The organism is Natrialba asiatica DSM 12278 (genome assembly GCF_000337555.1).
GTDB lineage: Archaea > Halobacteriota > Halobacteria > Halobacteriales > Natrialbaceae > Natrialba > Natrialba asiatica.
In genome coordinates this window covers 160,312-184,942 of sequence record NZ_AOIO01000040.1, presented here as the reverse complement: position 1 = coordinate 184,942, position 24,631 = coordinate 160,312, and the positions used below count along the sequence as shown (strand labels likewise).

Genomic DNA, 24,631 nt, shown 5'->3' with positions numbered 1-24,631 from the left:
CCACCCGGTGCCAGACTCGGGCCCGACAGTACCGTCGCGCCGAGCAGGCGGTTGCGCTGAACGCGAAAACGGAGGCAGATGTTCGACCGGCTTCGTGAGGACACGCGGGCGATGTGTGACCGCGATCCGGCCGCTCGCCGGTGTTTCGAGGTCGCACTCACCTACCCCGGTGTGCACGCCATCTGGGGCTACAGGATCACACACCGGCTCTGGAACGGTGGGTTTCGACTCCTCGCCCGGTTGCTATCCCATATCGTGCGACACCTGACGGGTGTCGAGATCCACCCCGCGGCGACGATCGGCCGACGGGTAACGATCGATCACGGGATGGGCGTCGTTATCGGCGAAACGGCCGAGATCGGCGACGACGTACATATGTACCACGGCGTCACCCTCGGTGGAGACACGAACGAGCGCGTCAAGCGCCATCCAACGGTCGAAGACGGGGTGAAAATCGGCGCACGAGCGACGCTTCTCGGCGACATTACGATCGGAGAAAACGCGGCCGTCGGCGCTGGGTCGGTCGTTACCGACGACGTTGAGCCCGATGTGACGGTTGCGGGGGTTCCCGCACGGCGCATCGACGACTGAGAGAGAGACGACGGGCGACGGGAGAGGGTGGAGGGGGAGAGCGGTCGACTGCGACGGCGGAGCGACGGCGATGGAGACCACCACTGCGGAATCAAAAAGCGGTCGAGCGGCCGTTACTCGTCGTCGACGGCTCCGTCGGTGCCTGCGGGTTCGCCCTCGGCCGGGACGCCGTCGTCGGATTCCACGTCGAGTTCGGATGTCGGCTCGTCAGTTGCGGCGTCGGCGGTGGGGTCGGAATCGGAGTCCGGATCGGAAACGTACCCCAGTTCGAACCAGAGCTTCGCCGTACAGCCCATGTCCTCTTCGTCGAGTTCAGTTTCGCCTTCCCGTTGGTCGAGGTAGCCGTTACAGCGGCCGTGTTGGACGACGTTCATCAGCGTGGCCGCCGAGCCGCATTCCGGACAGTCGATGTAGTAGTTGCCCTCGTCGTTCTGGTGCCAGGTGTCGGGTGTGAGTTCGGTGTAGGCCGCGTCCTCGTTTTGGTGGGGCATATGCGTATGCTATCGGTAAGGAAGCCGGTAAGTGCAGGCCCGGAACTCGCAACCAGCCGGCGTGTCGATCGATCGGGTCACCGACCGCGGGGCGTTAGACGAGCGGCTCGACGAGTTCCGTGCCGGCCACGAGCAGGGTCTGCACTCGGTCATCCGTTTCGGCCTCGGCGTAGACTCGCAGCACGGGCTCCGTGCCGCTCGGACGGACGAGCAACCAGGAGCCGTCTTCGAGCAGGAGTTTGAATCCGTCTGCGGTGTTGACGTCCGCGACGGGTGTTTCGGCGACGGTGTCCGGAATCTCGGTTTCGAGGTCGGAGAGCACGCGCGCTTTCTCGTCGTCGGGGCAGGCGACGCTGGTCTTGTCCTGGACGACGGTGCCGTGTTCGGCGAGCAGTCGGTCGACTCGGTCGTCGATCGGCTCGGCGGCGTGCATCGCGGCTGCGAGCAGGGCCGTGAGGACGCCGTCCTTCTCGCGGACGTGGCCGCGGACGGTGAAACCGCCCGATTCCTCGCCGCCGACGAGGGCGTCGTGGTCGGCCATCGCCTGGGCGACCCACTTGAAGCCGACGGGGACCTCGTGGACGGGTTCCCCGTGGGCCTCGGCGACGCGGTCGATCAGGTACGTCGTCGAGACCGAGCGGACGGCCGAGCCCGCGTCGGATTCGAGTAGGTAGTCGTACAGCGCGGCGAAAAAGAGGTTTTCGTCGAGGTAGCCCCGGTCCGGTGTGACGACGGCGAGCCGGTCCGCGTCGCCGTCGTTCGCCAGGCCGAGTTCGGGAGCGCTGTCGGGATCGGTGACGAGTTCGATCAGTTCGGCGAGGTTCTCGGCGGCCGGTTCGGGTGCGCCGCCGCCGAAGGTGGGGTCGCGCTCGCAGCGCAGGCGGTCGACGGTGAGACCGGCCCGTTCGAGCGCGGCGTCCGTCGTCCCGCGGCCGCTGCCGTGCATGGCGTCGTAAGCGACGGTCAGATCGGTATCGGAAAGATCGAGGTCGTCCGCGTCCTCGTCGTCGCCGTTGCTGTCGCCGCCGCGGGTGATCGACGAGACGAGTTCGAACGCGGCATCGGCGTGGGGTGTTGCGAGGTCGACCTCGCGGACGGTGCCGTGATCGCTTTCTGGCAGCGAGCGGGGTTCCGCGAGTCGATCCGCGATTGCGTCCGTGACGGCGGGTAGCGCCGGCGCGCCGGTGTGTGGAATGAACTTCACGCCGTTGTACTCCGGCGGATTGTGCGACGCCGTGACGGCGAACCCGCCCGCAAGATCGCGCTCGACGATCGCGTGTGCGACGAGCGGCGTCGGCCGGTCCCGCTCGGGCAACAGGACGTCGAATCCGTTCGCACAGAGGACCCGCGCGAGTTCTTCCGCGAAGCCGCGAGAACTCTCGCGAGCGTCGTAGCCGATCGCGACGGGGGCGGTCCGACCCTCGTCGGTGAGATACGTCGCAACCGCCTGGCCGACGGTTCGGACGCGCGGCGTCGTGAACTCCTCGAGCGTCGCCCGCCAGCCGTCGGTGCCGAAGGTGATGGCGTCCGTGTCCATACGCGTTCCTCACCGTCGGGTGCGAAAAAAGCGACGCTGCTGACTTTCCCGAGAGATCGCGGGCCGTGAGACGAGCAATGGGCAAAACCGACGAGTAACAACGATATTTTCCGGATGCCGCTCCAAGACGAACGTATGAGCCGCCCCACACCGTCAGTTCTCGCAGTCAGCGGCAGCCTCCGCGAGAGAAGCTACACCCGAACCGCACTCCAGTACGTCCTTCGAGCCGCCGCCGAGGCGGGTGCCGAGACGACGCTCCTCGATCTTCGTGAGACCGATCTCCCGCTGTACGATCCCGATATCGGCGATCAAGGCGATAGTCGCGAGGTCACCGCACTCATGCGGGAAGCCGATGCCGTCGCGCTCGGAACGCCGGTGTATCACGGTTCGTACTCGGGGGCGTTGAAGAACTTTCACGACTACTGCGGCTGGGACGAGTACGAGGACACGACCGTCGGACTGCTCGCGACCGCCGGCGGCGGGAGTTACGGCTCGACGCTCGATCACCTCCGAATCACCGTTCGAGGAGTTCACGGGTGGGTATTGCCCCATCAGGTCGGCATCCGCAACGCTTCGAGTCGGTTCGTCGACGGCACGGGCCCCGATGCGATCGACGGACGGGTATTCGACGAGGAGACGTTACAGGAACGCGTCGAGAAACTCGGCCGAATGCTCGTCGAGTACGCGTTCATCGACCCGGACGTGAGTTCCCCGCGTACGGAGACGGACGGCTGAATCACTCGCCGTCGAGTCCGACGAGTCGTTCTTTCTGTGCGCGCGAAAGTTGCTTGATTTCGTACTCGCGAGACAGGGCCGAAGAACGCGTTTCATACCGCTCGTGATGGCGTAGTTCGACGGGCGTACGGCCGCGAGTATACTTCGCGCCGTCGCCCGCATTGTGTTCGTCGATGCGCCGTTCGAGGTCCGTCGTGTAGCCGGTGTACAGCGAGCTGTCCGCGCATTCGAGGACGTAGACGATGTGACTGCCGCTGGCTGGACGAGGATCGGGTCCGACTGCAGAGTCACCTCGGGAATCGCGATCCGACATCGATCGACCGTACGGCGGGAGATCCAAAAAGGAACTCGAACTCGTCCGAAGACGAACTCGTCGGTCGGGACGGGCGGTTCTCAGCGGATCGCGTCAGTCGTGGGAGGGTCGATTCGCACGTTCGCGCGCGGCTTCGGCGATTCCCGCGTTAGCTGAACAGCTAGTGCACGCGAGGATCTCTCCGTGCTCGTCGGCGAACACGCGAGCGAACCGTTCGGAAACGTGCGCATCGCAGTGATCACACGTGGGCATTGGTCACACCGGCGAACGCCGGTAGGTAGTACTATTCGTAGAGTGGATAAAAATCCTTCCTAGATCAGGTCCAAGAGTTTGGAACAGCCGAGAATGATTTTCCTACTCGGGAACAATATTAGCGACGAGCGCGATCAATCGCGCGTGAAATCAAAACCGCCTGGGCACCAGCGACGAATCCAGCGTCGATGTTGACGACGGACAGAACCGTACAGGACTGGAGCATGCCGGCGAGGGCCGCGCCTCCATCACCGCCGTAGCCGTACCCGCTATCGACCGGAACGGCGATAACCGGCGTATCGACGAGTCCGGCAACGACGGTCGGGAGCGCTCCCTCGCGTCCGGCAGCGACGATCAGCACGTCAGCCGCACGGAAGCGATCGACCTGATCGAGCGTCCGGGCGAGCGACGCCACGCCGATATCGTCGACTCTATCGACCGTCGCGCCCGCGTCCAAACAGACGACTTCTGCCTCGTCAGCCACCGGTTCGTCGACCGTCCCGCCAGTGACGATTCCGACGGTCGCATCGAGTTCGGGTGGTTCGTACGTCGGGGCGAGCACGCGGACGGTCGAATGTCGGCGCTCGATGGCCGCCTCGGGGTCGCTATCGGCAAGCGCCGTCCGAAGCGCCGTCGCCTGCTCGTCGTCGACGCGGGTGAGCAGCGCTCGTCCGGTCGTCTCGAGCGCGGTTTCGGCGAGTGCGACGACCTGTGCCGCGGATTTGCCCTCGGCGAAGATCGCTTCGGGGATCCCCCGCCGTTGCTGGCGCGCCGCGTCGAAACGCCCCGCTTCGCTGGTCACGTAGCCGTTGAGTTCGGCTTCCGCCGCTGCCGGCGAAATCGAGCCGTCTGCGACGGCTTCGAGGAGTTCGCGCATATCGCTACTGGGTCGCCACGCTACTCGAATCCGTCGACCTGCGAGATGGGATTTCGAAAGTGCGCGCGAGAGCGCCCAGCGGCGCGCGCGAGCGGGAATCGTGAACTCGAGCGGGACGAATCCCAGTTCGTAGATTCATAAGTCATATACTTTCCGGTGGATACGGGTGTCGAAACGGCCGTCGCAACCGCTCCAGCCCCGGTATTTCCGTGAACAACCAAAGCATTTATAATATGGAAGAAGGAACCGCTACATCGTATGGCAGACCTTATCGTCAAAGCTGCTGTGAAGGAAGCGCTCGATGACAAGAACGTCGCCTCCGACTTCTACGACGCACTCGACGAGGAAGTCGACGAACTGCTCGACGACGCTGCCCGACGCGCAGAGGCCAACGACCGGAAGACGGTCCAGCCGCGCGACCTGTAAGGGTACCGTCCAAACAATTTTTTTCGAGCGCTACGTCGACAAGCGATAGCTCTGGGTTGAACGGAGGCGGTTGACAGAAGCACAAGAGCGACCGTAGCAGTAGCAATAATAGGAACAGTAGCAGCGTTCGGGAACCAAAACAGGAGAGACAGCAGCCTCGTTACCGGGACCGTTCGTCGAGGTACTCCTTCGTCCGGCCGCAGACGACGTAGTCGGTCTCCCGGAGTTCAGCGATCGACGCCGAGCCGGTGACGAACATCGCCGTGGTCAGTTCGAGTGTGAGCGTCTCGATCAGATCGACGACGGCGTCGGTTCCCCGTCCTGCCGGCCCGAGGAACGGTTTTGCGAGCCCGGCGGCGTGAGCGCCGAGGGCGATCGCCTTGGCGATGTCAAGCCCGGAGCGAACGCCGCCGCTTGTGATCACGCGGTCGTGGACTGTCGCGGACTCGATCGTGCTGACCGCGGTCGGAACGCCCCACGCGCGAAAGAGTTGGCCGACCTGTTCCTGTCGGGAGGCACCGACTGCAGCCGCACGGTAAGATTCGATGCCGGACCACGTCGTCCCGCCCTGCCCGGCAACGTCGATGGCGTCGACGCCGGCGTCAGCGAGTCGCGTTGCAGTCGCCCGCGAGATACCGTTGCCCGTCTCCTTGACGACGACCGGCACCGAGAGTTCGCTCGCGACGCGTTCGATTTCGGCGAGACAGCCGCGTGCGTCGACGTCGCCTTCCGGCTGGACGGCCTCCTGAAGGAAGTTCAGGTGGACGGCCATCGCGTCGGCGTCGATCATCTCGACGGCCGCCTCGACGTCGGCGACGTCGTACTCGAGCAGCTGTGCCGCCCCGACGTTGCCGTACAGGAGGGCGTCGGGGGCGACCTCGCGAACCACGGTGTAGGATTCGAGAACGCCCTCGTCGTCGAGTTCGAGTCCGGCGCGCTGGCTGCCGACGCCCATGGCGACGTTCGTCTCCTGGGCCGCTTCGGCGAGCGCCCGGTTGAGTTTCGTCGTGTTCGCGTGGCCGCCGGTCATGCTCTCGATGACGATCGGGGCCGCTAACTCGTGCCCGAACAGCGTCGTCGTCGTGTCGATTTCGTCGCGGTGGATCTCCGGCAGTGCTTCGTGGACGAGGTCAACGTCGGCGAATCCCGTGCCGGCCGTCTCGACGTCTTCTTCCTCGATGATACGGATGTGGTCGTCTTTCCTGTCGGATGTCTCGGGCATCGAATCGTCTCCACCGGAAGGTGGGAGGACGGTGTTGAAAAGGTGTCCATTCGAGCGCACGCCGCACGAGTCACGGGCGGCCGGTCCCCAGCGAGGGCCGGAGCCGCGTTTTTGTGGCTGGTCGATGTAGCCCGCGTACGTGCTGCGCAAACTGCTGCTCGGCTTCGGGTTCGCCGAACTCGCCAAGCCACGACCGATCATCGACGCGTGCGAGCGGATCGGTCTCGAGAATCCATCCGCAACCGAGCGCCGTCCGCAGGCGCTCCGGGGTGCCAGACTCGAAGGACTGGTCTTCGTCTGGACGCTTCTCCGCGAACGGGACGGATCAACCGTCATCACCGCGCTGCTGGGCCTGGCCGGCACGATCCTCGTCGTGCTCCCGCGCCCGATCATCGAACTCAGTCAGTCGCTGGTCGACGAGAATACGGCCGAACTCGAGTTGAAACCGTGGGTGGTTCGCGCGGCGCGACTGTTGGGTGCGCTCTACTTGCTCGTCGTTGCCCTTTCGCGCCCTGCAAGCGGTGATTCGTCGCCGACAGACGGCACGGGCGCGTAACGATCAACCACTGATCACTACTACCAACCGCTACCTATCAAGCACCAACCAGCAACCACCAACTACCAGCTACCCCCGCCGTTTCGAGTTCCCCACCACCGCGTCAACCCTCGAACTCGCGTGATCTTTTTAGCTTCCGTCGTCGAGAGACGCGTATGAACCGAACCCGGGCGTTCGCGATCACACTCGGACTGCTCGAGGTCGTCGCACCGAACCGGATCATCGCTTCGGCCGAACGCCTCGCGTTCGAGAATCCCGAGACGGGCCGGCTTCGACGGTGGACAGTACCGATCGCTCGACTCGAAGGGACCCTCTTCGTCTGGCTCGCCGCGCGTGCGGAGGGCCCGCCGGCAATCGCTCGCCCGCTGGCCGCCGCGCTCGGCGCGGCGATGGCCCTGTTCCCGCGATCAGCCCTCGAGTTCGGGCTCGCGATTTCCTACGAGAACGCCGCCGAACTCGAGGTGAACTCGTGGGTCGTTCCGCTGACCCGGGTGCTGGGGGCGTGCTATCTCGTCGCGGCGCTGGGTGCGAGACGAGTGGCGACGCCGACGCCGGAAGAGAACGCGTCGGGAGACGACTAACGCGCGTTCAGTAGGTCCGCTTCTCGACGCCGTCGTCAGTGCCAACGTAGGTCGCATCGGCTAGCTCGATGAACAGTCCGTGTTCGACGACGCCGGGAATCCCAGCGAGCGTCGTCGCGAGTTCGGCCGGCGATTCGATCGGGCCGAAGGCGACGTCGAGTACCAGGTTGCCGTTGTCGGTGACGACCGGGCCGTCCTTGTGTTCGGCGTCGCGAAGCGTCGGCTCGCCGCCGAGTTCACGGACGCGCTCGGCGACGGTCGTGTGAGCGGCGGGGAGGATTTCGACTGGAACGGATCGATCGAGTTCGGGGATGAGTTTCGAGGGGTCGGCGACGACGAGGTATCGGTCGGCGGCGGCGGCGACGAGTTTCTCGCGGGCGTGTGCGCCGCCGCCACCTTTGATGAGCGTGCCGTTGTCGGCGGTTGCGTTCGCGTCCGTCTCCGCGTTCGGAGAGGGGTTATCGCGGACCTGATCCGCTCCATCGATCGCGAGGTCGACGCCGTCGACGGCGTCGAGGCTGGTCAACGGAATGCCGACCTCGAGTGCCAGTTGCCGGGACTGAAACGAGGTGGGGATGCCGCGCACGTCGAGGCCGTCGTCGACGGCCCGGCCGATGGCTTCGATGGCGTAGGCGGCCGTCGAGCCGGTGCCGAGACCGACGACGAAACCGTCCGTCACCTCCTCGGCCGCCCGTTCGCCCGCGTTTCGTTTCGCCGTCTCGCTGCCGCCCTCCGTCTTCATGCTCTGGTTTCTCAGGCGGGCGGAGAGGGGAAAAACGTTGTACATCTCGCGTCAAGCGTCCGGCGTGAGCCACTGTGGTTCGCGGTCGTTACGGCCACGGTAGTATCGCCGACGAGATCGGTCCGGAGAGCGGCTGAGGGGGCGCAACGGCAAGCAGGGAATCGAACGCGAGTCGAACCTGGCCGAGCCGGGGAATCCGAAACCCGGCCTTGCTGGAGATCCAGTCCGATTTGACGACGGTCGTCTCGGCGTACCGTCCGTCGACCTGATCGTACAGGTCGTTCGCGTCACCCTTCGTCACGAACCCGTCGTGGGGAGCGGGACAGGAAGACAGGTCGGCGCACGTTCTCCCGGCGAGCGCGTCCGCGTCGGCTTTCGTCTCGACCCAGTTTTCGCCCGCTTCGACCCAGAAGCGAGCGCGGTGGATTACCGGCGTCTCGCTCGCGTCGCCGTCGGGGGCGAAGACGATGACGTCGCCGGGCCGACCGAAGTGCTTACCCCCGCCGTTTTGCCCGTCTTCAAGTGTGACGACGCCAGTTCCATCGACAGCGTTTTCGCCAGCGAATCGGTCGTCGTCGACGACGAAAACGAGATCCCCGGTGTGTATGTTGGGTTCCATACTCCCGCTCTCGACGGCGACTAGCGGCGGCCAGACGCCGCTTGCGGCGAACAACACCAGTCCGATCAGCGCGACGATTGTAACGGTACTCGCGACATCCCGGACGACGACAACGGCACCCTCCTCCGACCGCAGCAACCAGCGGAGCAGACCATCGTCCTCGATACTGACGCTCGAAGTATCCGAATCGGTCGCAGGAGGGTCCTCGGGGCGGCGATCGCTCATTCGTTCGCATTCTGCCAAGACTGACTATCAACGTTTTGTTGCTATTAGATCGGTTTTCCCGGTCACAGGCGGCGACGAACGCCACGGAGCGGCGAAGCTTTTTCATCGCTCCTGTCGTCGAACGCCCATGGCGACGGGGACCGCAGTCAGCCTTCAGAACGTCCGGAAGACCTACCACCTGGGCGAACCGGTTCACGCACTCGACGGCGTCACGCTCGAGATTCCGCAAGGGACATACACCGCGATCATGGGACCGAGCGGCTCCGGGAAATCGACCCTGATGAACCTCGTCGGCTGTCTCGACACGCCGACCGACGGCACCGTCGTCGTCGGCGGCGAGGACGTGACGACGCTCGACGACCGCGAGCGAACGACCCTCCGCGGCACCACCGTCGGCTTCGTCTTCCAGACGTTCAACCTGATGCCGCGCCTGTCCGCCCTCGAAAACGTCGCGCTCCCCCAACTCTTCCAGAGCGTCGGCCGTAGCACACGCCGCGATCGCGCGCGTGAGTTGCTAGAACGCGTGGGCCTCAGCGACCGAACCGACCACATGCCGAACGAACTCTCCGGCGGCCAGCGCCAGCGCGTCGCCCTCGCCCGCGCGCTGGTGAACGACCCCACGATCGTCCTGGCCGACGAACCCTCCGGAAACCTGGATACCGACACGGAATCCGACGTACTCGACCTCTTCGACGAGTTCTACGACGCGGGAACGACGATGCTCGTTGTCACCCACGAGCGCCACGTCGCCGAGCGCGCCGAGCGGATCGTCCACCTGTTAGACGGACGGATCGAGCGCGTCGAAGAACTCGAGGACGCCGGCCGCGAGTCGAACGCGACCCAGAACCGACGGGACGGCGTCGACGGGACGGGAGCGGCGTCCGGAGCCGATCGCTGATGCGCCCGCTCGAGTTCGGTCGACTCGCCTGGCGGGCGATTCGCAGTCACCGGCTCCGGTCGGCGCTGACGACGCTCGGAATCGTCATCGGGATCGCGGCGGTCATCGCGTTCGTCACGCTCGGGGCGAGCCTGCAGGCCGGACTCGTCGGCGATATCAGCCCGGACGATCAGCGGAACCTCTACGGCTGGGCCGCCGATCCCGACACCGAGGGCGGGCCGCTCGCCGGGGCCCAGCCGGTGTTCAGTCAGGACGACCTCGACGCGGTCAGCGAGCGCGACGGCGTCGACGCCGCCTACGGCTACATGCCGATCTCGACGCAGGCGCTGGTGTACGGGGGTGAACTCTCGCCCCAGAGCGACGCGCTCGTGGCCGCCGGGCCGCCATACATTAGACCGGACACGCTGGAGGAGGGGCGGCAGTTCGAGATGGGCGAGCGCGAAGCGGTGATCAACCCCGCCGTCGCGGGCCAGTTCGAGGAAAACGTCTCCGTCGGCGACGAGTTGACGATCGCGTTACAGGGCGGCCAGCAGACGACCGTCACCGTCGTCGGCATCACCGAGACCTCCGAGGGCTTGAGCCCGTTCGAGGGGTTCGAACCGTCGCCGCGAGTCTACGTGCCGACCGATCCCTACTACACCGAGGAGGTCGAGAGCGCGACGGGAGGGGTCGGCGGCGAGAACGCCTCGGAGAACGGTTCGAGCGCCGGAAACGGCACCGTCGTCGGCGAGGACGCGCTCTTCCTCGCGATCGTCGTCCAGGCCGAATCGGCCGACGACGCCGACGTCGACCGCGCCCGCGAAAGCGCACTCGCGTACCTCGAGAGCGAAGATTCCGATACGAGCGAACTGCTCGGCGACGAACTCGCGGTGACAATGCAGACGAGCACCGAGTTACTGCAGCAATTACAGGACGTACTCGACCTGCTCCAGAGCTTCATCGTCGGCATCGCCGCCATCTCGCTCGTCGTCGGTTCGATCGGCATCGCGAATATCATGTTGGTCAGCGTCACCGAACGGACGCGCGAAATCGGGATCATGAAAGCCGTCGGCGCACAGAACCGAGACGTACTGGGGCTGTTCCTGACGGAAGCCGTCGTGCTCGGTATCATCGGCGCGATACTCGGAACCGCCCTCGGACTCCTCGTCGGGTACGCCGGAACCTGGTACATCGACATTCCGCTGGTCTACCCCTACGGCTACGTCGCCCTCGCGATCGCCGTCGGCATCCTCGTCGGCGTTCTCTCGGGGCTCTATCCGGCCTGGCGGGCGGCGCGAACCGATCCGATCGACGCGCTTCGCTACGAGTGAGCCGCCATCGAACGGTCACTTGCGTTCGGCATCACGGTCATCGACCGCACCTGAGGTCGATTCCGAATCGGAATCGGAATCCGGATCTGCTTCTGACTTCCGCTCCGACTGTTCGTCGCGGGATTCGTGCCAGCGCACACCCGATTCGGACCGATCGCGCGTTCGCGTTCGCTCCGCGTCCGAGCGGCGCTCGCGCGGCTCTTCGGACCGAGACCGGGATCGATCGCGGGGTCGGGCGCGGGTGAACTCGCCGCCGTCGGCATCGTCGGGACGGGATAGCGAGGAATCGGCTGCGTGCCGTGAGTCGGAACGGGTGCGAGTGTCCGCCGAGCGGCGCGAATGTCGATCGCGGTGTCGGCGACCACGACGGTCCGTGCCGATCGTCCGGTGGGTGCTCGCTCGTTTCTCGGGATATTCGCGTGCAAGATACGAACCGAGCATCCCGCCGAGCAGCGAGAGGCCGACCGTATAGAGCAGGGCGACCATCGAGATCATCGCGAACGCGAGAAACACGATCGCGAAGCCTTCGGCCGGGACGGCAGCGCCGATTCCGAGTCCGATAAATCCCAGGACGAAGAGGGCGATCCCGGCGAACGGAACGAACGTGATGGCACCCGCGAACGCACCGGCAATCGCCCCGTCTCGACTGTCCGGCCCCTCGAGGAACCCGGCGATCACACCCCCGAGAATAGTCGAAAAGGGGATGAACGAGAAGATGACGGCGGCAACGGCACCGATGAGCGCGTGGATGACGGTTCGACCACTAACCATACCGGACGGACGACGTGAAACGAGAAAAATGTCGGTGGTCGAAAGGGTCGATACCGCCGAGCGGAACCGTTCCGAATCGGGACAGGTCCTTAACCCCACCCGTCATAGAAGAACACCGATGGACCGACGGGCCTTCGTTCGCGGCGCCGGCAGTGGGGCAGTTGCCGGCCTCGCTGGTCTCGCCGGCTGTCTCACCCGCACCGGCGAGACCGACGACCCGGCCGTGGACGAGGGACCGCTCCGGGTCGTCACCTACTCCTCGCTGGCAACTGGCCCGACACCCGCCGGCGAGTGGCTGCGGGAAACCGTCGCGGACGAGTTCAGCGAAGAAGTCGAGTGGCACGTTCCAGGATCGGGTATCGACCACTACATCCGGCGAGCCCAGCTCGGTGCCGATATCGGCGCCGACGTGGTTCTCGGGCTCACCGCAGCCGAACTCGCGCTGGTCGATGCTGCACTCGACGGCGATACCCAGCTGTTCGCGTCCCTCGATCGAAGCCGACTCGAACACGCGGATCGCGTGCGGGCCACCCTCGAGTTCGAGGAGCCGCGCGACAGAGCCCTCCCGGTCGATACTGGCTACCTCACGCTCGTTTACGACGCCGTCGAACTCGAACGGCCACCGGAGACGTTCGACGACCTGCTCGCAGGCCGACTCCGAAACGAGTTGTTGGCCCAGGATCCTCGAACGTCCGATCCGGGGCGGGCGTTTCTGCTGTGGACCGTCGCCGAGTTCGGGTCTGACTTCACGGCGTACTGGCAGGACCTGCGGGACAACGGCGTTCGGCTCTGCGAGCACTGGACCGAGGCTTACAGGGACAGCTATCTCGACGGCGACCGGCCGCTCGTCGTCTCCTACTCGACCGATCGCGTCGCCGCCAGCGCCGCCGACAGGGACCTGCGACGCCATCGGATTGCCCCGCTGAACGGGACGGGCTACCGACAGACCGAAGGTGTCGCCCTCTTCGCGGACGCCACGCGAACCGACCTCGCCTACGAGTTCGTCGATCTCCTGCTCTCGTCGGCAGCCCAGGCCGAACTCGCGACCCGAAACGTCCAGTTCCCGGCCGTCGACCCCCAATTCGTCGACCTCGACGATCGATTCCCCAGGTATGCACAGGAACCGCCGGAAACGGTAACGCTCGGGTACGACGACCTGCGCGGTGAACTCGACGGCTGGCTGGCAGCCGTGGCGGACGAGTTACCGGAGTGACCTCTCGCGTGCGTGAGAACTCGGTGCAGTTTTATGACGACGAGTGTGGTACGACGTTGCGCATGGCTATCGCACAACGGGTACTCAGCGGCGATCCGTCACGGACATCGAAGCTCTACCTCGTGATCGGCGTGATCTCGCTGATCAAGGCGATCGCGGTCCGTGACGACAGGAATCGATTTCGACAGGAACTCACCGATGCCGGCCTGTTCATCGGTATCGGTCTCGCACTCCGGAAATACAGTCAGCTAAAAGCGGAGAAACGATCGGAAATCGAGTCGCAGGTTCCCGACTGGGCGCTCGACGCTGCGGAATCAGCAGCGGCGAAAGAGGCGGTTCGAACGGCTGCAAAGCGCGGACTCCGACGCTCGCAATCGGAACCGGAGCCGACCGTCCGCGACCGAGCGCGGGGGCTCCTGCCGAATCGATAGTGGTCCCGATCTTGCGGAGACTCTCCTCGATATTTCAGACTCGAGACTCGACATCGCGACTACCCGCAGACGAATGCACGCCGTGCGGGAACGGCGTCGCTACGACGAGCGCGGCTCGAGTTCAGCCGTGAAGTGTCTGATCTCGGGCATCTCGGGATCGCTCGCGAGTTCGAGTCCGGAGACCGTCTCGCGCTTCTCGAGGACTGTTTCGGCGGTCTCGACGACGTGCTCGAAGTGTTCGCGGTGGTAGGTCCGACGCGGGACGGCGAGGCGAACCAGTTCGGGGCGGTCGGTGTCCGGGAACGCGAAACTGCCGAGTTCGACGCCGCGGACGCCGCCCTCCCGGTAGAGTTCGCAGACGAGCGCCTGACCCGGGAATTCCCCGGGGTCGAGGTGCGGGAAGAGAGCGCCGGCATCGAGGTAGACGGCGTGCCCGCTGGTCGGCGTGTACACCGGGAGGCCGGCCGCCGCGAGTCGCGCGCCGAACTCGCGGACCTGCTCGATTCGGTCTTCGAGGTAGGCATCCTCGACGGCCTCGCGGAGGCCGACGGCCATGGCGGCAACGTCCCGGCCGGCCATGCCGCCGTACGTCGGAAAGCCCTCGTAGAGGATCGCACGCTGCTTACAGCGGTCGAACAGCGCTCCGTCGTCCGTCGCGACGAAGCCGCCGGCGTTCACCAGGCCGTCTTTCTTCCCGCTCATCACGAGCGCGTCGGCGTAGCCGAGTTGTTCGCGGGCGATATCCGCGATGGCCGCCTCGGTGAACTCGTCCTCGCGCTGGCGGACGAAGTAAGCGTTCTCCGCAAACCGGCAGGCGTCGATGACGAACGTCGCGTCGATTTCGTTCGCGAACTCGCGGACTCGGCGGGTGTTTTCGACGCTAACGGCCTGGCCCGCAGCGGAGTTGTTCGTGATGGTCTGGATGACGAGGGGGATCTGATCGGCACCGACTTCGTCGACGACTGCGCGGGCGCGCTCGAGCGAGAAATTGCCCTTGAACGGTTCTTCAGAGTCCGGATCGTGAGCGGCCGAAACGGGGCAATCGACCGGGTCAGCGCCCTGATTGGAGACGTGCGCGCGTGTCGTGTCGAAGTGGGTGTTGTTGAGCGCAACGTCGTCCGCCGAGAGGAGCGCGCCGTAGAGGACGTTCTCCGCGCCTCGGCCCTGGTGGGTCGGCACGACGTTGGAAAAGCCCATCACGTCCATGACCGCATCTTCGAGTTCGGCAAAGCTTCGAGAGCCGGCGTAGGATTCGTCGCCGCGGATCAGGGCGGCCCATTGGGCGTCGCTCATTGCCCCGGTACCGCTGTCGGTGAGCAGATCGACGAAGACGTCGTCCGAGGAGAGATTGAAGAGGTTGTAGCCGGCGGCTTCGAGATTGCGTTCGCGCTGGTCTCGTGCGGGAAGTCGAATCCGCTCGACCATCTTCGATTTGTATGCGACCATAAGTATCGCCATATTACGGCCGCGACTGTGATCAAATCGATTGACGGGACCTGGATGCCGACGGGTCGAGACGGCAACCAGGGTACAGGTCAGGACAGTGGTGCACGGGTTCGCAAACCGGATCGAAACGGCCGCTGAACGGAGAGCAGAGGCCCGAACGGCGAAAGAGCAGCGGAAGAACGCAGGCGTACAAACGGCAAAGCGCAAACGCGGGAAGTACGGGAGAGCGGACGGCAAAGCGGCGACGCCGGTGCTGGAACAGAACGAATGCGGAGACGAGTAGTGACGAAAGCGCGTGTTAGAAGAGGTCCTGCGTCAACTCGAGGGTCTTTTCGCGGTCGTCCCAGTCGACGAAGAGGGCGACGCTGGTCGCGCTCGTAATAACGTCCTGCAGGAAGATCCGTTCCTCGGCGAGCGGGGTGACGATGTCGCTTACGATCCCCGGCTGATTGGGCAGTTCGCCGCCGGTGACGCGGACGACGGCGACGGGCGAGTCGACGGTCACGCTCGAGAGTTCGTCCCGGGCGATGACCTCGCGGTGGAGGATGTTCTCGGCGCGTTCGGCCTCCGCTTCGTCGATGTAGAACGTGACGGTGTCCATGCCGCTCGCGACGGCGTCGATGTTAACGTCGCTCTCGCTGAGAGCGGCCGAGAGGTGATGGAAGATACCCGGCTCGTTGCGGATCGCGCGGCCGGCGACGGTCAGACAGGCGAGGGGGCGCTCGCGCAGGTCGACGAGATTTTCGAACTCGCCTTCGATGCTCGTGCCGCCCGAGAGGAGGTCGCCGTGTTGGTAGTGGACGACGCGAACGTCGAGGCCGCCTTCCTTGTACGACAGCGCGGAGGGGGCGACGACCTCGGCCCCGCGGAACGAGAGGTTGCGCAGTTCGTCGACGGAGATTTCGCCGACGTTTCGCGCGCCTTCGACGACCCGCGGATCGCCGGTCATGACGCCCTCCACGTCGGTGACGATGACGACCTCGTCGGCGTCCATGTACTTACCCATCATGACCGCGGTGGTGTCGCTGCCGCCGCGGCCGAGCGTCGTAATCGATCCGTCGGGTCCTTCGGCAAGGAAACCGGTGATGACCGGGACCGTCCCGTCCATCCCCTCGGCAAGGATCCGCGCGCGCCGACGGGTCTCCGGAACGTCCACCTCGCCGTATTCATCCGTGACGACCGGCCAGCCGTCACTGCCGGGCTCTAAGAATTTGGCGTCGATGTCGCGGGCCGAAAGCGCGGCCTTGAGCATACGAACGGAGGTCCGCTCGCCCATGCTGACGATCTGGGCGCGGTCTGCCTCGTCGGTCTCGAAGGAAATCTCGTCTAACAACTCGTCGGTCGTCGATCCCATCGCGCTTGCGACGACGGCGATTTCGTGGTCGTTCTCGACGGCGGCGGCGACTGAGTCTGCGGCGCGGTTGATTCGATCGCCGCTTCCCAAACTCGTCCCGCCGAACTTGGCTACAACGCGCATACCGACACCTCATCCTCGTTCTCGATACGCGGCTGCGAGCGAATACTGGTGGCGTGGCTCATACTCCCCCCGTTACCAGAGCGGGCAGATAACTGTGTCCCCTTTCACGTATTTTTCCGGTGTTCTATCGCCCTGTGGTCGCCGAAAACCTCCATTTTCGATCGTTCTAGTACCGGACCGCGTCGCGGCTTGGATTTATATTTGTGCATGCCATTACCACACACTGATGAACGTACGGGATGCACTCGAAGCCGACGCGGACGCGCTGGCGGCAATCGCCGACTCCCCGACCGACGTGATGCAGAATCTCGTCCACGACCGCACTGTCCGCGTCGCAGAAGACAGCAGCCGCGACCCGAACGCGGACATCTCGAGTTCGGAGTCACAGTACAGCGGCTCCAATCCCGAGGACCTGCTCGGATTCATCAGCTTCGACGCGCGCGAGAACACCGTCCACGTCACACAACTCGACGGGACGAGCGACGCCTGCAAACGCCTCCTCGCGGAACCGGTCCGATTCGCCGAGGGCGAGTCGATGGCCGTCGAAGTGCTCGTCGCCCCCGAGACGAACTCGATCGAGACCGCCGCCGAAGAACTCGGCTTCAAGAAACAGGGTCAAGGACCGCAGTTCGACGGCTCGCCGACGGTTCGGTTTCGACTCGAACCGTAGGGGTGCCACGAACGACAGTCCACCGTCGAACTCGCGCGCTCGTGAGCGGATCTGCGGACGACAGACCGCCCACGATCCACGGATCACGAACGCGGATCACGACCCAGAAACCGCGTTCGCCCCGACCGATTCGTTACTGCACGTCTGAACTCGAGGCGGTGGCTAAACGGACACGACGACGGCGCCGTTGCGGCGTCCCGGCGTTTTACATCCCGCCGTCGAAACCGCTCGCCGGCTCGGTCACGACATCGACCCCGTTGACCGTGACGGTGCCGTCGGTCGGTTTGAGCGGGATCACGAGAACCGTGATGGTCGTCGTCTTTCCGGTCCTGTTCGCACCGAAAAACCCGACGGCCTCCAAGATTCCAAGCGTGGTGTCGGTGATACCCGCCGTCCCGCCGGCGTATGTCAGTTCGATGCGGGTCGTATCGATCGCTGTTCGTCTCGCGCACGGGTAGCCGAGGGAAGTAACAAGGTATATAGATAGTAAATGAATGTTCATTCATATGGATGCACCTGATCCGTTCGAATCGTCACCCGACGAGACGCGTACCGAAATGATGAAAGCGACCTACGATGCGCTCCAGAAACACGGCTATTCGGACCTGACGATCCAGCGCATCGGCGACGAGTTCCCGAAGAGTAAATCGCTCATCTACCAGCACTACGACGGGAAAGACGAGCTGCTCGTCGCCTTTCTCGAGTTCCTTCTCGAGCGGTTCAAAGCCGACGTGCCGACCGACGGTGCCGACGACGCTCGCGAGCAGCTACGGATGATCGTCGAGTATTCCCTGGGGAGTTTCGACGCGGATCACGCCGACTTCCTCGGCGCGCTCACCGCCCTTCGCGGACAGGCACCGTACGACGACGCCTATCGAAACCAGTTCGCCGATGCGGACGACTTCTTCCGCGAGCACCTCGCCGACATCGTTCGCACCGGTGTCGAGCAGGGCGTCTTTCGACCGGTCAATCCGGAACGGACTGCCGCGTTCCTACTCGCGACGATCAACGGCGCACAGACACAGCGCGTCACGACAGGGAGCGACGACCCGATTCGCGCCGCACGAGACGAACTCGTCGACTACATCCGAACGCAATTGGTCGTCGAAGACCAATAGCTGCATCGTCGGCCGGAAGCGCGGTGGTTTCAGGCCATCACCGGCGACGTGACTGCAAACGGCGGGAGGGATCAACTGAACTTCTGAACCGTCACGTCGAGCGTATCGAGGTCGACGATCGGCGCGTAGCCGGAGTCGGGATCGATGTTGACGCTCTTCTGGAACTCGGTCTGGGCCTGCCAACAGCCCGAGTTGATCGCGAGCACGTTGTGATACTTCCCGAAGCCGAGCTTGTGGACGTGGCCGGTGTGGAAGATGTCGGGTACCTCGTCCATGACGAGGTAATCTTTCTCCTCGGGGGCGAGTCTCGTATGCCCCCCGAACTGCGGCGCGACGTGGCGTTTCTTGAGCAACTGGTACATCGCCTTGTGCGGTTCCTCGTAACTCGCTTTCTCCTCCGGGAGTTCAGCGATTACCTCGTCCAGCGAGACGCCGTGATACATCAGGATGGAGACGCCCTCGACCGTCACCATCGACGGATTGCTCACGATCTGCGGATCGTGTGCCGACATAGTGTCTCGGAGTTTCTCATCGAAGCCCGGCTGCGGTTCCGCCAGCCGAACCGCGTCGTGGTTGCCCGGAATCATCACGATATCCAGATCGCCGGGCACCCGCTTGAGGTGCTCGTTGAACGCCTCGTACTGCTCGTAGATGTCGACGATATCGAGTTCATCGTCCTGATCCGGATAGACCCCGACCCCTTCGACCATGTCGCCCGCAAGTAACAGGTACTCGACGTGCTGGGCCTGTTCCGTATGCAGCCAGTCGGCGAAGGCGTTCCAGGCGTCGGTCATGAACTCCTGGCTGCCGACGTGGACGTCGCTGATCAACGCCGCTTGGACGTGGCGATCAGCCGTCGACGGCTCGTGCGTGCGGGGTACGTCGGGGAAATACAGCGAATCGACGAACGCGATGCCCGCGTCGTCCGAGAGCGTTCCCTCCATCGCCAGCACCTCGTCGCAGAGCAACTGATCGACCAGATCGGCGAACTCTCGATCCTTCATCACGAGCCACGGAAAGGTCCCCGTCGCGTCTTCGAGTTCGATCAGCCAGTGGCCGCTTGCGGTCGAGCGGATATCGTTGACCAGTCCGACCATCCCGGCCTCGCTCCCGCCCGGCATGCTCTGGATGGCCGTCGCGGGGCGGTGATTGACCCGGCCGCGGAGCTTGCCGCCGAGTCGGTCGAGTCGATCCCGAAAGACGGACACGAAATCCTCGTACGCGCCGGTCCCCGTGCTCTGGCCGGTCATGTCACCGGCGATTTCGAGCGACCGCTTCGAGAGGTCGACCTCTCGCTCGACTTGAGACCCCCCTGTTTCAACTGGAGAAACGCCCGCAGAATCGTGTATATCGGCTGTATTTACTCCAGTTGAAGCGGAGGGTTGTGTTCCGTTCCGAGTGGGCCCCTGTTTCGAGTCGAGCGGTTCGGACGGACGACCCCGTTCGTTCGCCGTCGAGGGGTGTGTCGCGGCCGTCAGGACCGCATCGACGTGGGCAGTTCGAACGACGAGCGCGTCTGCCGGCAGTTCGTCGACGACGCGGTCGAGCACCGCGGGCGGATTCTCAGCCGATGCGATCTTCGTAACGGCCTCCCGCTCGGCGTTGTACCCGCGGCTCGTGAGTTCGCTGACGATCCTGGCTGCCCCTTCGAGTGGCACACGATTCGCATTCGTGACCGGAGAGAAAAGCGTAGCGGATCAGTTATCGTTCCCGGCGACGCGTTCGAGTTCGGACAGTCCGGGGACCACGAGCAGAAGGTTGATTGCGAACCCCAGCAAAACCAGGGACGATGAGCGGCCCTGATTCGGGTGGTACCGATGACGATGGTGGTGACCGCAGTGGTGATGGCTCCGCGTGGGACGATACTGACAACCGTGGGCCAAATGACCGCTCTGACACTCCCGGCCCCCCCGCACACACGACCGGCGGTGACGAGCGCGAGCACGACCGCGATCAATCAACAAGTCCGCCGGTGAACTCGGCCGAGACGAGTTCAGCGACCGAGACCGAAACTGAGACTGAGACTGAGACGGAGACGGAGATTGAAGGCGGGCACACGAGCACTCGATCGGGCGCACGGAGCGGATCGAACGGGAGAACCGCCGACAGAGATGGTACTGGTAATGGCGGGGGAGCCACGATCGAGGACGACGGGATTATCCGCTGGTTCCTGCGGTCGGACGACGGCAGTGTCGTCGTCGTCAGAGACGTATTGAGCAGCGTTGCGATCGTTGCGGCGGTCGGGTTGCTCCTGTTTGCTGTCAGTGGTATCTGGCCGCCGCTGGTCGCCGTCGAGAGCGGGAGTATGGAGCCGAATATGCAGCGTGGCGATCTCGTGTTCGTCGTCGACGACAACCGGTTCGTCGGCGACAATCCCATCGACGGGACCGGGATAGTCACGCGCGAAAATGCACGGGAGAGCGGGTATGACAAGTTCGGTGGCTCCGGTGACGTCATCGTCTTCCTCCCGAACGGCGATTCACGGCAGACGCCGGTGATCCACCGCGCCCACTTCTGGGTCGAGGAGGACGAAAACTGGATCGAGACGAAGGCAGACGAGGACATCGTCGGCGATGTGACCTGTAATCAGGTTCGCACCTGCCCAGCCCCACACGACGGATTCGTGACAAAAGGCGACGATAACAGCGGATACGACCAGTACCAGGGCGGTGCCAGGACGACCGTCGTCCAACCAGACTGGGTCACCGGAAAAGCGATGTACCGAATTCCGTTACTCGGCCACGTTCGCCTTTTCTTCGATAGCTTCTTCGGCGGCATGTTCGCGCCGTCGGTGCCCGGCGTCGTACCGTTCGGTCTCGCTGGCGTCGAGGCGCCGACCGGCGTGGGCGTCGGAGCAAGCGCCAGCCTCGTCGCTGTGGCGGGTCGGTATCGATCGTAAAACGGCGGCGACAACCCTCGTTACCGACTGCAGTTCGATTCGTTCTTCCGAGGCGACCGGACGTCGACCGTCCGCTTTGCTTTTCAGTTTTTTAGGTTTTCAGTTGCCCCCGTCCGAAGTCGGTCCCGTTTCGTTAGCAGAGCCAGACTCGTCCGCCGCATCCGTTTCAGCTGCCGCATCGTCGTCCGCCGTTTCGGTCTCAGACTCGGTCGTGATCTCGACGATAATTTCCTCTCCATCGGCAGGTTCGTGCTCGGTCGGATCGATCTCCTCCCCGTCGAGAGTAAACGTGAGCTCCGTTCCCGACTCGCCCGCATCGTACGTCGTCCCTTCGATTGTCACCACGGGCGATCCGGATACCGTTTCGAACTCGAAGGAGGGAAGCAAGTCGATCCCTTCCGCAACCGTTACCGGTTCCTCGCCCTCCATGTACCAGCGGCCGTTCGATTCGTGGAGGTGGAAGGCGGCGGACTCGTTGTCGACGTTTTCAGACTGGAACTGCGATTTCGTCTCGAACGACTCGCCGTCGACCGTGATCGTGATCTCGCCGTTCTTATTGATCCGATCGTTCGATCCGAACAGTCCGCTATTCGAGAGACAACCGCTCAGCGCGAGCATCCCACCGGTTGCACCGGCCATCGAAAGCACCGTTCGTCGTTGCATATGCTGTCGAAGCGAGTCCAGCGGTATCTATGCTTCGACAGTTACATCCGAGCAAGAACCACCGGTCGACGGACCGGAGGCTATCAGTTCTCGAACCGCGCCTGAACGAACGGCTGAATGTCGTCGATGTCGGAAAGTCGGGAGTCGGAGAGCAAGACAGCTTCCGTCTCGTCGATCGGCACCGAGAGACTGATTTCCTTTGTCCGCCCGTATCGCCCCTTCGAGACGACGACGGCATTGACGATACCGAGCATGTCGAGTTCACTGATAAGATCGGTCACCCGCCGTTGGGTGAGCACGTCGGCGTCGATCTCCTCGCAGAGGCGCTTGTAGATGTTGAACACCTCGCCCGTGTTGATGCTGTGAACGCCGTTTTTCTCGAGCAGAATGATCGAAAAGAGGACGAGTTTGCTCTGCGTCGGTAACGTGCGCACGACCTCGACGACGCGGTCGAGTTCGATTTTGTCCTGGGCCTTGCGGACGTGTTCTTCGACGACCGTCTCCGCCTGGGCGCGCTCTGCGAGTTCACCGGCGGTCCGGAGCAAGTCGAGGGCGCGGCGGGCATCCCCGTGTTCCTGTGCAGCGAAGGCGGCACACAGCGGAATCACGTCCGAAGAGAGCGCATTGTCCTTGAACGCGACCTCGGAGCGGTGCTGGAGGATGTCTCGCAACTGGTTTGCGTCGTAGGGCGGAAAGACGATCTCTTCCTCGCCGAGCGAGGATTTGACGCGCGGATCGAGAAAGTCCGTGAACTTGAGGTCGTTCGAAATGCCGATGATCGAAACGCGTGAGTTCTCGAGTTCGGAGTTCATCCGAGAGAGGTTATACAGGGTATCGTCACCGCTTTTCTCGACGAGTTTGTCGATCTCGTCTAGCATGATGACGACGACCCGTTCGTCGTAGTCGACGGCGTCGAAAAAGACGCTGTAGACGCGGTCTGTCGGCCAGCCAGTCATCGGGACCTCTTCGAAGGATTCCTTGTCCGCTTCCAGGGATTCGATCCGTGTTTCGACCGCGTCGACCGAGTCGAATTCGGTTCCATTGAGGGGGTGGGCAGTGGACTGGGGCTGGTGATCGTCCGCTGTAGAGGCCGAGCCAGCAATCGAATCCGTCGCCGGATCATTCGTCGAATCGTACCCCGTTCCTTCACCTGGACGTGACCCAGTATCCCCACTGGGCGGGGCTGCTTCAGAAGAATTAGTTCGATTTGAAATAGAGGTCTGTTCATCGTTCTCGTACGCCTCGATACGATCGAGCAACGCATCGAGTGAATCGATCCGGTCGTCGATCCGAGCTTTGTTCTTTTCGATGAACTTGTTCGCGAGCTGGGCGAGAACTCGATACTGCGTGTCGGTTACCTCGCAGTTGATGTACTCGACATCACAGGGCACGCTGTACTTCTGGGACGTGCTCTCGAGTTCTTTGCTGACGAATTTCGCGCTTGCGGTCTTGCCTGTCCCGGTTTTGCCGTATATGAGGATGTTCGACGGCGTTTCCCCGCGAAGTGCGGCGACCAGAATCGTCGCCATCTTGTTGATCTGGTCGCTTCGATGCGGGAGTTCGTGGGGCGTGTAGGACGGCCGCAGAACCTCTTTGTTCTCGAAGATGGGTTCACCACTCAGTAGATCGTCGAACAGCCCTTGGTTCGAATCGCCCTCGTCTTCGCCGTCCCCGAGTTCGGTGTCCGGCAAGTTAGAAAATCCGTGCGTTCGATCGGGTTCGGTGGTATCCGGTCGTGACTGTGGCGATGATTGTGACTGTGATTGTGCCTGCGTGCGTGTTTCTGCATCCGCAGACGGTGAGCGCTGGCCGTGCTCGGAACCAACGTCTGAGTGCTCTCCGTTTGTTCTCGGACTCTCGCGCCGGTCCGAAGCAGCAGTGGAAGCGGGATCGGAATCGACCGCGGAGTCGGATTCGGCGTGTGGATCGATATCGGGATCAGCATCGGCCTCGGACGCGGTATCGGTATCGATATCGGCATGAGAACCCGAATTGGATGCGGACTCGTCGTTCTCGGTTCCATCCCGCTCTGTAACTGTCTCCGAACTCGTTCGGTCCATTTCGTCGTCTGACATTCGTCGTACACGTACCCCCTCGTTTCGGGTGCAGATCCGAACCCGACAGCGAAGATTTCGTAGGATAGACGAGCCAGAGCGGCTAGTCTACTGTTTCAGTATCCCGATTCGGATCCAGTTGATGCAAACGAAACAGAGGAAGAGCGTGATATTAAATTCTTCCCTTCAGTTCACGGATGGTGATGAGTCCAAAGCCTGGAACGGGTGAGGGGCCGTTCGGCTCGGCATACCGCTTCTAACCGGCCGGTGAACTCCGATTGAACTCGAGTTCAACCGTACTCGGGAGAGGAGGCGGTCGAACGAGGGAGTTGTAACTGATTCGCTGGAGATCGTGAGTTGTCGGTGGATGTCATTGCCAGTAGCGTGATAGTGGTGATGGAAGCAATGATCCGGACAGCGTCGAACGGTGAGTTGTGAGTTATCACTCGGACCGATCCCCCCCCCACCCCTTCGTTTCAAGTGGAACTGTTACAACGGGTGGGGTGGGGAGGGG

The 24,631-nt window shown here is 63.7% G+C and carries 28 protein-coding genes; 13 read left to right on the top strand and 15 right to left on the bottom strand.

Going from position 1 to position 24,631, the window contains the following annotated elements; translation table 11 throughout:
* Positions 1-78: 78 nt before the first annotated feature.
* On the top strand, positions 79-591 hold the full coding sequence (gene cysE, locus C481_RS18500; RefSeq protein WP_006110854.1) for a serine O-acetyltransferase: 513 nt from the start codon (positions 79-81) through the stop codon (positions 589-591).
* A 113-nt stretch (positions 592-704) separates the two neighbouring features.
* On the opposite strand, the gene C481_RS18495 is transcribed toward cysE, so the two are convergent.
* Positions 705-1,082, bottom strand: a complete 378-nt coding sequence (locus C481_RS18495; protein ID WP_006110853.1) for a hypothetical protein — start codon at positions 1,080-1,082, stop codon at positions 705-707.
* 94 nt (positions 1,083-1,176) lie between these two features.
* Entirely contained in the window at positions 1,177-2,619 is a 1,443-nt protein-coding gene (locus C481_RS18490; RefSeq protein ID WP_006110852.1) for a phosphohexomutase domain-containing protein, read from the bottom strand.
* Between the two features lie 135 nt (positions 2,620-2,754).
* Between C481_RS18490 and C481_RS18485 the strand changes: the two genes are divergently transcribed.
* Entirely contained in the window at positions 2,755-3,354 is a 600-nt protein-coding gene (locus tag C481_RS18485) for an NADPH-dependent FMN reductase (RefSeq protein ID WP_049904778.1), read from the top strand.
* A gap of 1 nt (position 3,355) precedes the next feature.
* On the opposite strand, the gene C481_RS18480 is transcribed toward C481_RS18485, so the two are convergent.
* The 3 genes from C481_RS18480 to larB all read right to left on the bottom strand — a co-directional run bounded on the left by C481_RS18480 (position 3,356) and on the right by larB (position 4,796).
* Positions 3,356-3,667, bottom strand: a complete 312-nt coding sequence (locus tag C481_RS18480) for a GIY-YIG nuclease family protein (protein WP_193787845.1) — start codon at positions 3,665-3,667, stop codon at positions 3,356-3,358.
* Positions 3,668-3,760: 93 nt separating this feature from the next.
* The gene (locus C481_RS23340) at positions 3,761-3,919 is read right to left on the bottom strand and encodes a DUF7563 family protein (protein WP_006110849.1); all 159 of its coding nucleotides are present in this window, start codon (positions 3,917-3,919) and stop codon (positions 3,761-3,763) included.
* A 118-nt stretch (positions 3,920-4,037) separates the two neighbouring features.
* Entirely contained in the window at positions 4,038-4,796 is a 759-nt protein-coding gene (gene larB / locus C481_RS18475) for a nickel pincer cofactor biosynthesis protein LarB (protein WP_006110848.1), read from the bottom strand.
* Positions 4,797-5,054: 258 nt separating this feature from the next.
* Between larB and C481_RS18470 the strand changes: the two genes are divergently transcribed.
* Entirely contained in the window at positions 5,055-5,222 is a 168-nt protein-coding gene (locus C481_RS18470) for a DUF1931 family protein (RefSeq protein WP_006110847.1), read from the top strand.
* A 160-nt stretch (positions 5,223-5,382) separates the two neighbouring features.
* On the opposite strand, the gene fni is transcribed toward C481_RS18470, so the two are convergent.
* The gene (fni, locus tag C481_RS18465) at positions 5,383-6,444 is read right to left on the bottom strand and encodes a type 2 isopentenyl-diphosphate Delta-isomerase (RefSeq protein WP_006110846.1); all 1,062 of its coding nucleotides are present in this window, start codon (positions 6,442-6,444) and stop codon (positions 5,383-5,385) included.
* Between the two features lie 139 nt (positions 6,445-6,583).
* On the opposite strand from fni, the gene C481_RS18460 reads away from it, so the two are divergent.
* Both C481_RS18460 and C481_RS18455 read left to right on the top strand, forming a co-directional pair.
* Complete coding sequence (locus C481_RS18460) at positions 6,584-7,000, top strand: hypothetical protein (RefSeq protein WP_006110845.1); 417 nt, start codon at positions 6,584-6,586, stop codon at positions 6,998-7,000.
* A 155-nt stretch (positions 7,001-7,155) separates the two neighbouring features.
* A complete protein-coding gene (locus tag C481_RS18455) occupies positions 7,156-7,581 on the top strand; it encodes a hypothetical protein (RefSeq protein WP_006110844.1) in 426 nt (141 codons plus the stop codon).
* A gap of 7 nt (positions 7,582-7,588) precedes the next feature.
* On the opposite strand, the gene rpiA is transcribed toward C481_RS18455, so the two are convergent.
* Together rpiA and C481_RS18445 are read right to left on the bottom strand one after the other, a co-directional pair.
* Positions 7,589-8,323 (bottom strand): ribose-5-phosphate isomerase RpiA, encoded by a 735-nt coding sequence (gene rpiA / locus C481_RS18450; RefSeq protein ID WP_006110843.1) that lies wholly within the window; start codon positions 8,321-8,323, stop codon positions 7,589-7,591.
* A gap of 88 nt (positions 8,324-8,411) precedes the next feature.
* Complete coding sequence (locus C481_RS18445; protein WP_006110842.1) at positions 8,412-9,167, bottom strand: S24/S26 family peptidase; 756 nt, start codon at positions 9,165-9,167, stop codon at positions 8,412-8,414.
* A 127-nt stretch (positions 9,168-9,294) separates the two neighbouring features.
* Here C481_RS18445 and C481_RS18440 point away from each other — a divergent pair, with 127 nt between their 5' ends.
* On the top strand, positions 9,295-10,065 hold the full coding sequence (locus C481_RS18440; RefSeq protein ID WP_006110841.1) for an ABC transporter ATP-binding protein: 771 nt from the start codon (positions 9,295-9,297) through the stop codon (positions 10,063-10,065).
* Positions 10,065-11,375 (top strand): ABC transporter permease, encoded by a 1,311-nt coding sequence (locus C481_RS18435; protein ID WP_006110840.1) that lies wholly within the window; start codon positions 10,065-10,067, stop codon positions 11,373-11,375. The genes C481_RS18440 and C481_RS18435 overlap by 1 nt, the downstream gene beginning before the upstream one ends.
* A 15-nt stretch (positions 11,376-11,390) precedes the next feature.
* On the opposite strand, the gene C481_RS18430 is transcribed toward C481_RS18435, so the two are convergent.
* Complete coding sequence (locus C481_RS18430; RefSeq protein ID WP_006110839.1) at positions 11,391-12,146, bottom strand: DUF5518 domain-containing protein; 756 nt, start codon at positions 12,144-12,146, stop codon at positions 11,391-11,393.
* A gap of 118 nt (positions 12,147-12,264) precedes the next feature.
* Here C481_RS18430 and C481_RS18425 point away from each other — a divergent pair, with 118 nt between their 5' ends.
* Complete coding sequence (locus C481_RS18425; protein ID WP_006110838.1) at positions 12,265-13,359, top strand: thiamine ABC transporter substrate-binding protein; 1,095 nt, start codon at positions 12,265-12,267, stop codon at positions 13,357-13,359.
* Positions 13,360-13,421: 62 nt separating this feature from the next.
* The gene (locus C481_RS18420) at positions 13,422-13,790 is read left to right on the top strand and encodes a hypothetical protein (RefSeq protein WP_049904776.1); all 369 of its coding nucleotides are present in this window, start codon (positions 13,422-13,424) and stop codon (positions 13,788-13,790) included.
* A 99-nt stretch (positions 13,791-13,889) separates the two neighbouring features.
* Here the strand turns inward: C481_RS18420 and C481_RS18415 are convergent, their stop codons facing one another.
* Positions 13,890-15,236 (bottom strand): tryptophanase, encoded by a 1,347-nt coding sequence (locus tag C481_RS18415; protein ID WP_006110836.1) that lies wholly within the window; start codon positions 15,234-15,236, stop codon positions 13,890-13,892.
* A 100-nt stretch (positions 15,237-15,336) separates the two neighbouring features.
* Between C481_RS18415 and C481_RS18410 the strand changes: the two genes are divergently transcribed.
* Positions 15,337-15,519 carry a hypothetical protein gene (locus tag C481_RS18410; protein ID WP_049904758.1) on the top strand — a complete coding sequence of 61 codons (183 nt, stop codon included), beginning with the start codon at positions 15,337-15,339 and terminating at the stop codon, positions 15,517-15,519.
* 15 nt (positions 15,520-15,534) lie between these two features.
* On the opposite strand, the gene C481_RS18405 is transcribed toward C481_RS18410, so the two are convergent.
* Positions 15,535-16,713 (bottom strand): aspartate kinase, encoded by a 1,179-nt coding sequence (locus tag C481_RS18405; RefSeq protein ID WP_006110834.1) that lies wholly within the window; start codon positions 16,711-16,713, stop codon positions 15,535-15,537.
* A gap of 226 nt (positions 16,714-16,939) precedes the next feature.
* Between C481_RS18405 and C481_RS18400 the strand changes: the two genes are divergently transcribed.
* On the top strand, positions 16,940-17,383 hold the full coding sequence (locus C481_RS18400) for a hypothetical protein (RefSeq protein WP_006110833.1): 444 nt from the start codon (positions 16,940-16,942) through the stop codon (positions 17,381-17,383).
* Between the two features lie 205 nt (positions 17,384-17,588).
* Here C481_RS18400 and C481_RS18395 read toward each other — a convergent pair whose 3' ends face one another.
* The gene (locus C481_RS18395; protein ID WP_006110832.1) at positions 17,589-17,885 is read right to left on the bottom strand and encodes a hypothetical protein; all 297 of its coding nucleotides are present in this window, start codon (positions 17,883-17,885) and stop codon (positions 17,589-17,591) included.
* Positions 17,886-17,889: 4 nt separating this feature from the next.
* On the opposite strand from C481_RS18395, the gene C481_RS18390 reads away from it, so the two are divergent.
* Positions 17,890-18,501: a TetR/AcrR family transcriptional regulator gene (locus tag C481_RS18390; RefSeq protein ID WP_006110831.1), complete on the top strand. Its 612-nt coding sequence runs from the start codon at positions 17,890-17,892 to the stop codon at positions 18,499-18,501.
* 71 nt (positions 18,502-18,572) lie between these two features.
* On the opposite strand, the gene C481_RS18385 is transcribed toward C481_RS18390, so the two are convergent.
* Positions 18,573-20,159, bottom strand: coding sequence for a DNA-directed DNA polymerase II small subunit (locus C481_RS18385; protein WP_006110830.1), 1,587 nt, complete (start codon positions 20,157-20,159; stop codon positions 18,573-18,575).
* Between the two features lie 131 nt (positions 20,160-20,290).
* Between C481_RS18385 and C481_RS18380 the strand changes: the two genes are divergently transcribed.
* A complete protein-coding gene (locus C481_RS18380; RefSeq protein WP_049904757.1) occupies positions 20,291-21,400 on the top strand; it encodes a S24/S26 family peptidase in 1,110 nt (369 codons plus the stop codon).
* A gap of 99 nt (positions 21,401-21,499) precedes the next feature.
* Here C481_RS18380 and C481_RS18375 read toward each other — a convergent pair whose 3' ends face one another.
* Together C481_RS18375 and C481_RS18370 are read right to left on the bottom strand one after the other, a co-directional pair.
* Positions 21,500-22,063 carry a hypothetical protein gene (locus C481_RS18375; RefSeq protein ID WP_006110828.1) on the bottom strand — a complete coding sequence of 188 codons (564 nt, stop codon included), beginning with the start codon at positions 22,061-22,063 and terminating at the stop codon, positions 21,500-21,502.
* 83 nt (positions 22,064-22,146) lie between these two features.
* On the bottom strand, positions 22,147-24,138 hold the full coding sequence (locus C481_RS18370; RefSeq protein ID WP_006110827.1) for a Cdc6/Cdc18 family protein: 1,992 nt from the start codon (positions 24,136-24,138) through the stop codon (positions 22,147-22,149).
* Between the last annotated feature and the right edge of the window lie 493 nt (positions 24,139-24,631).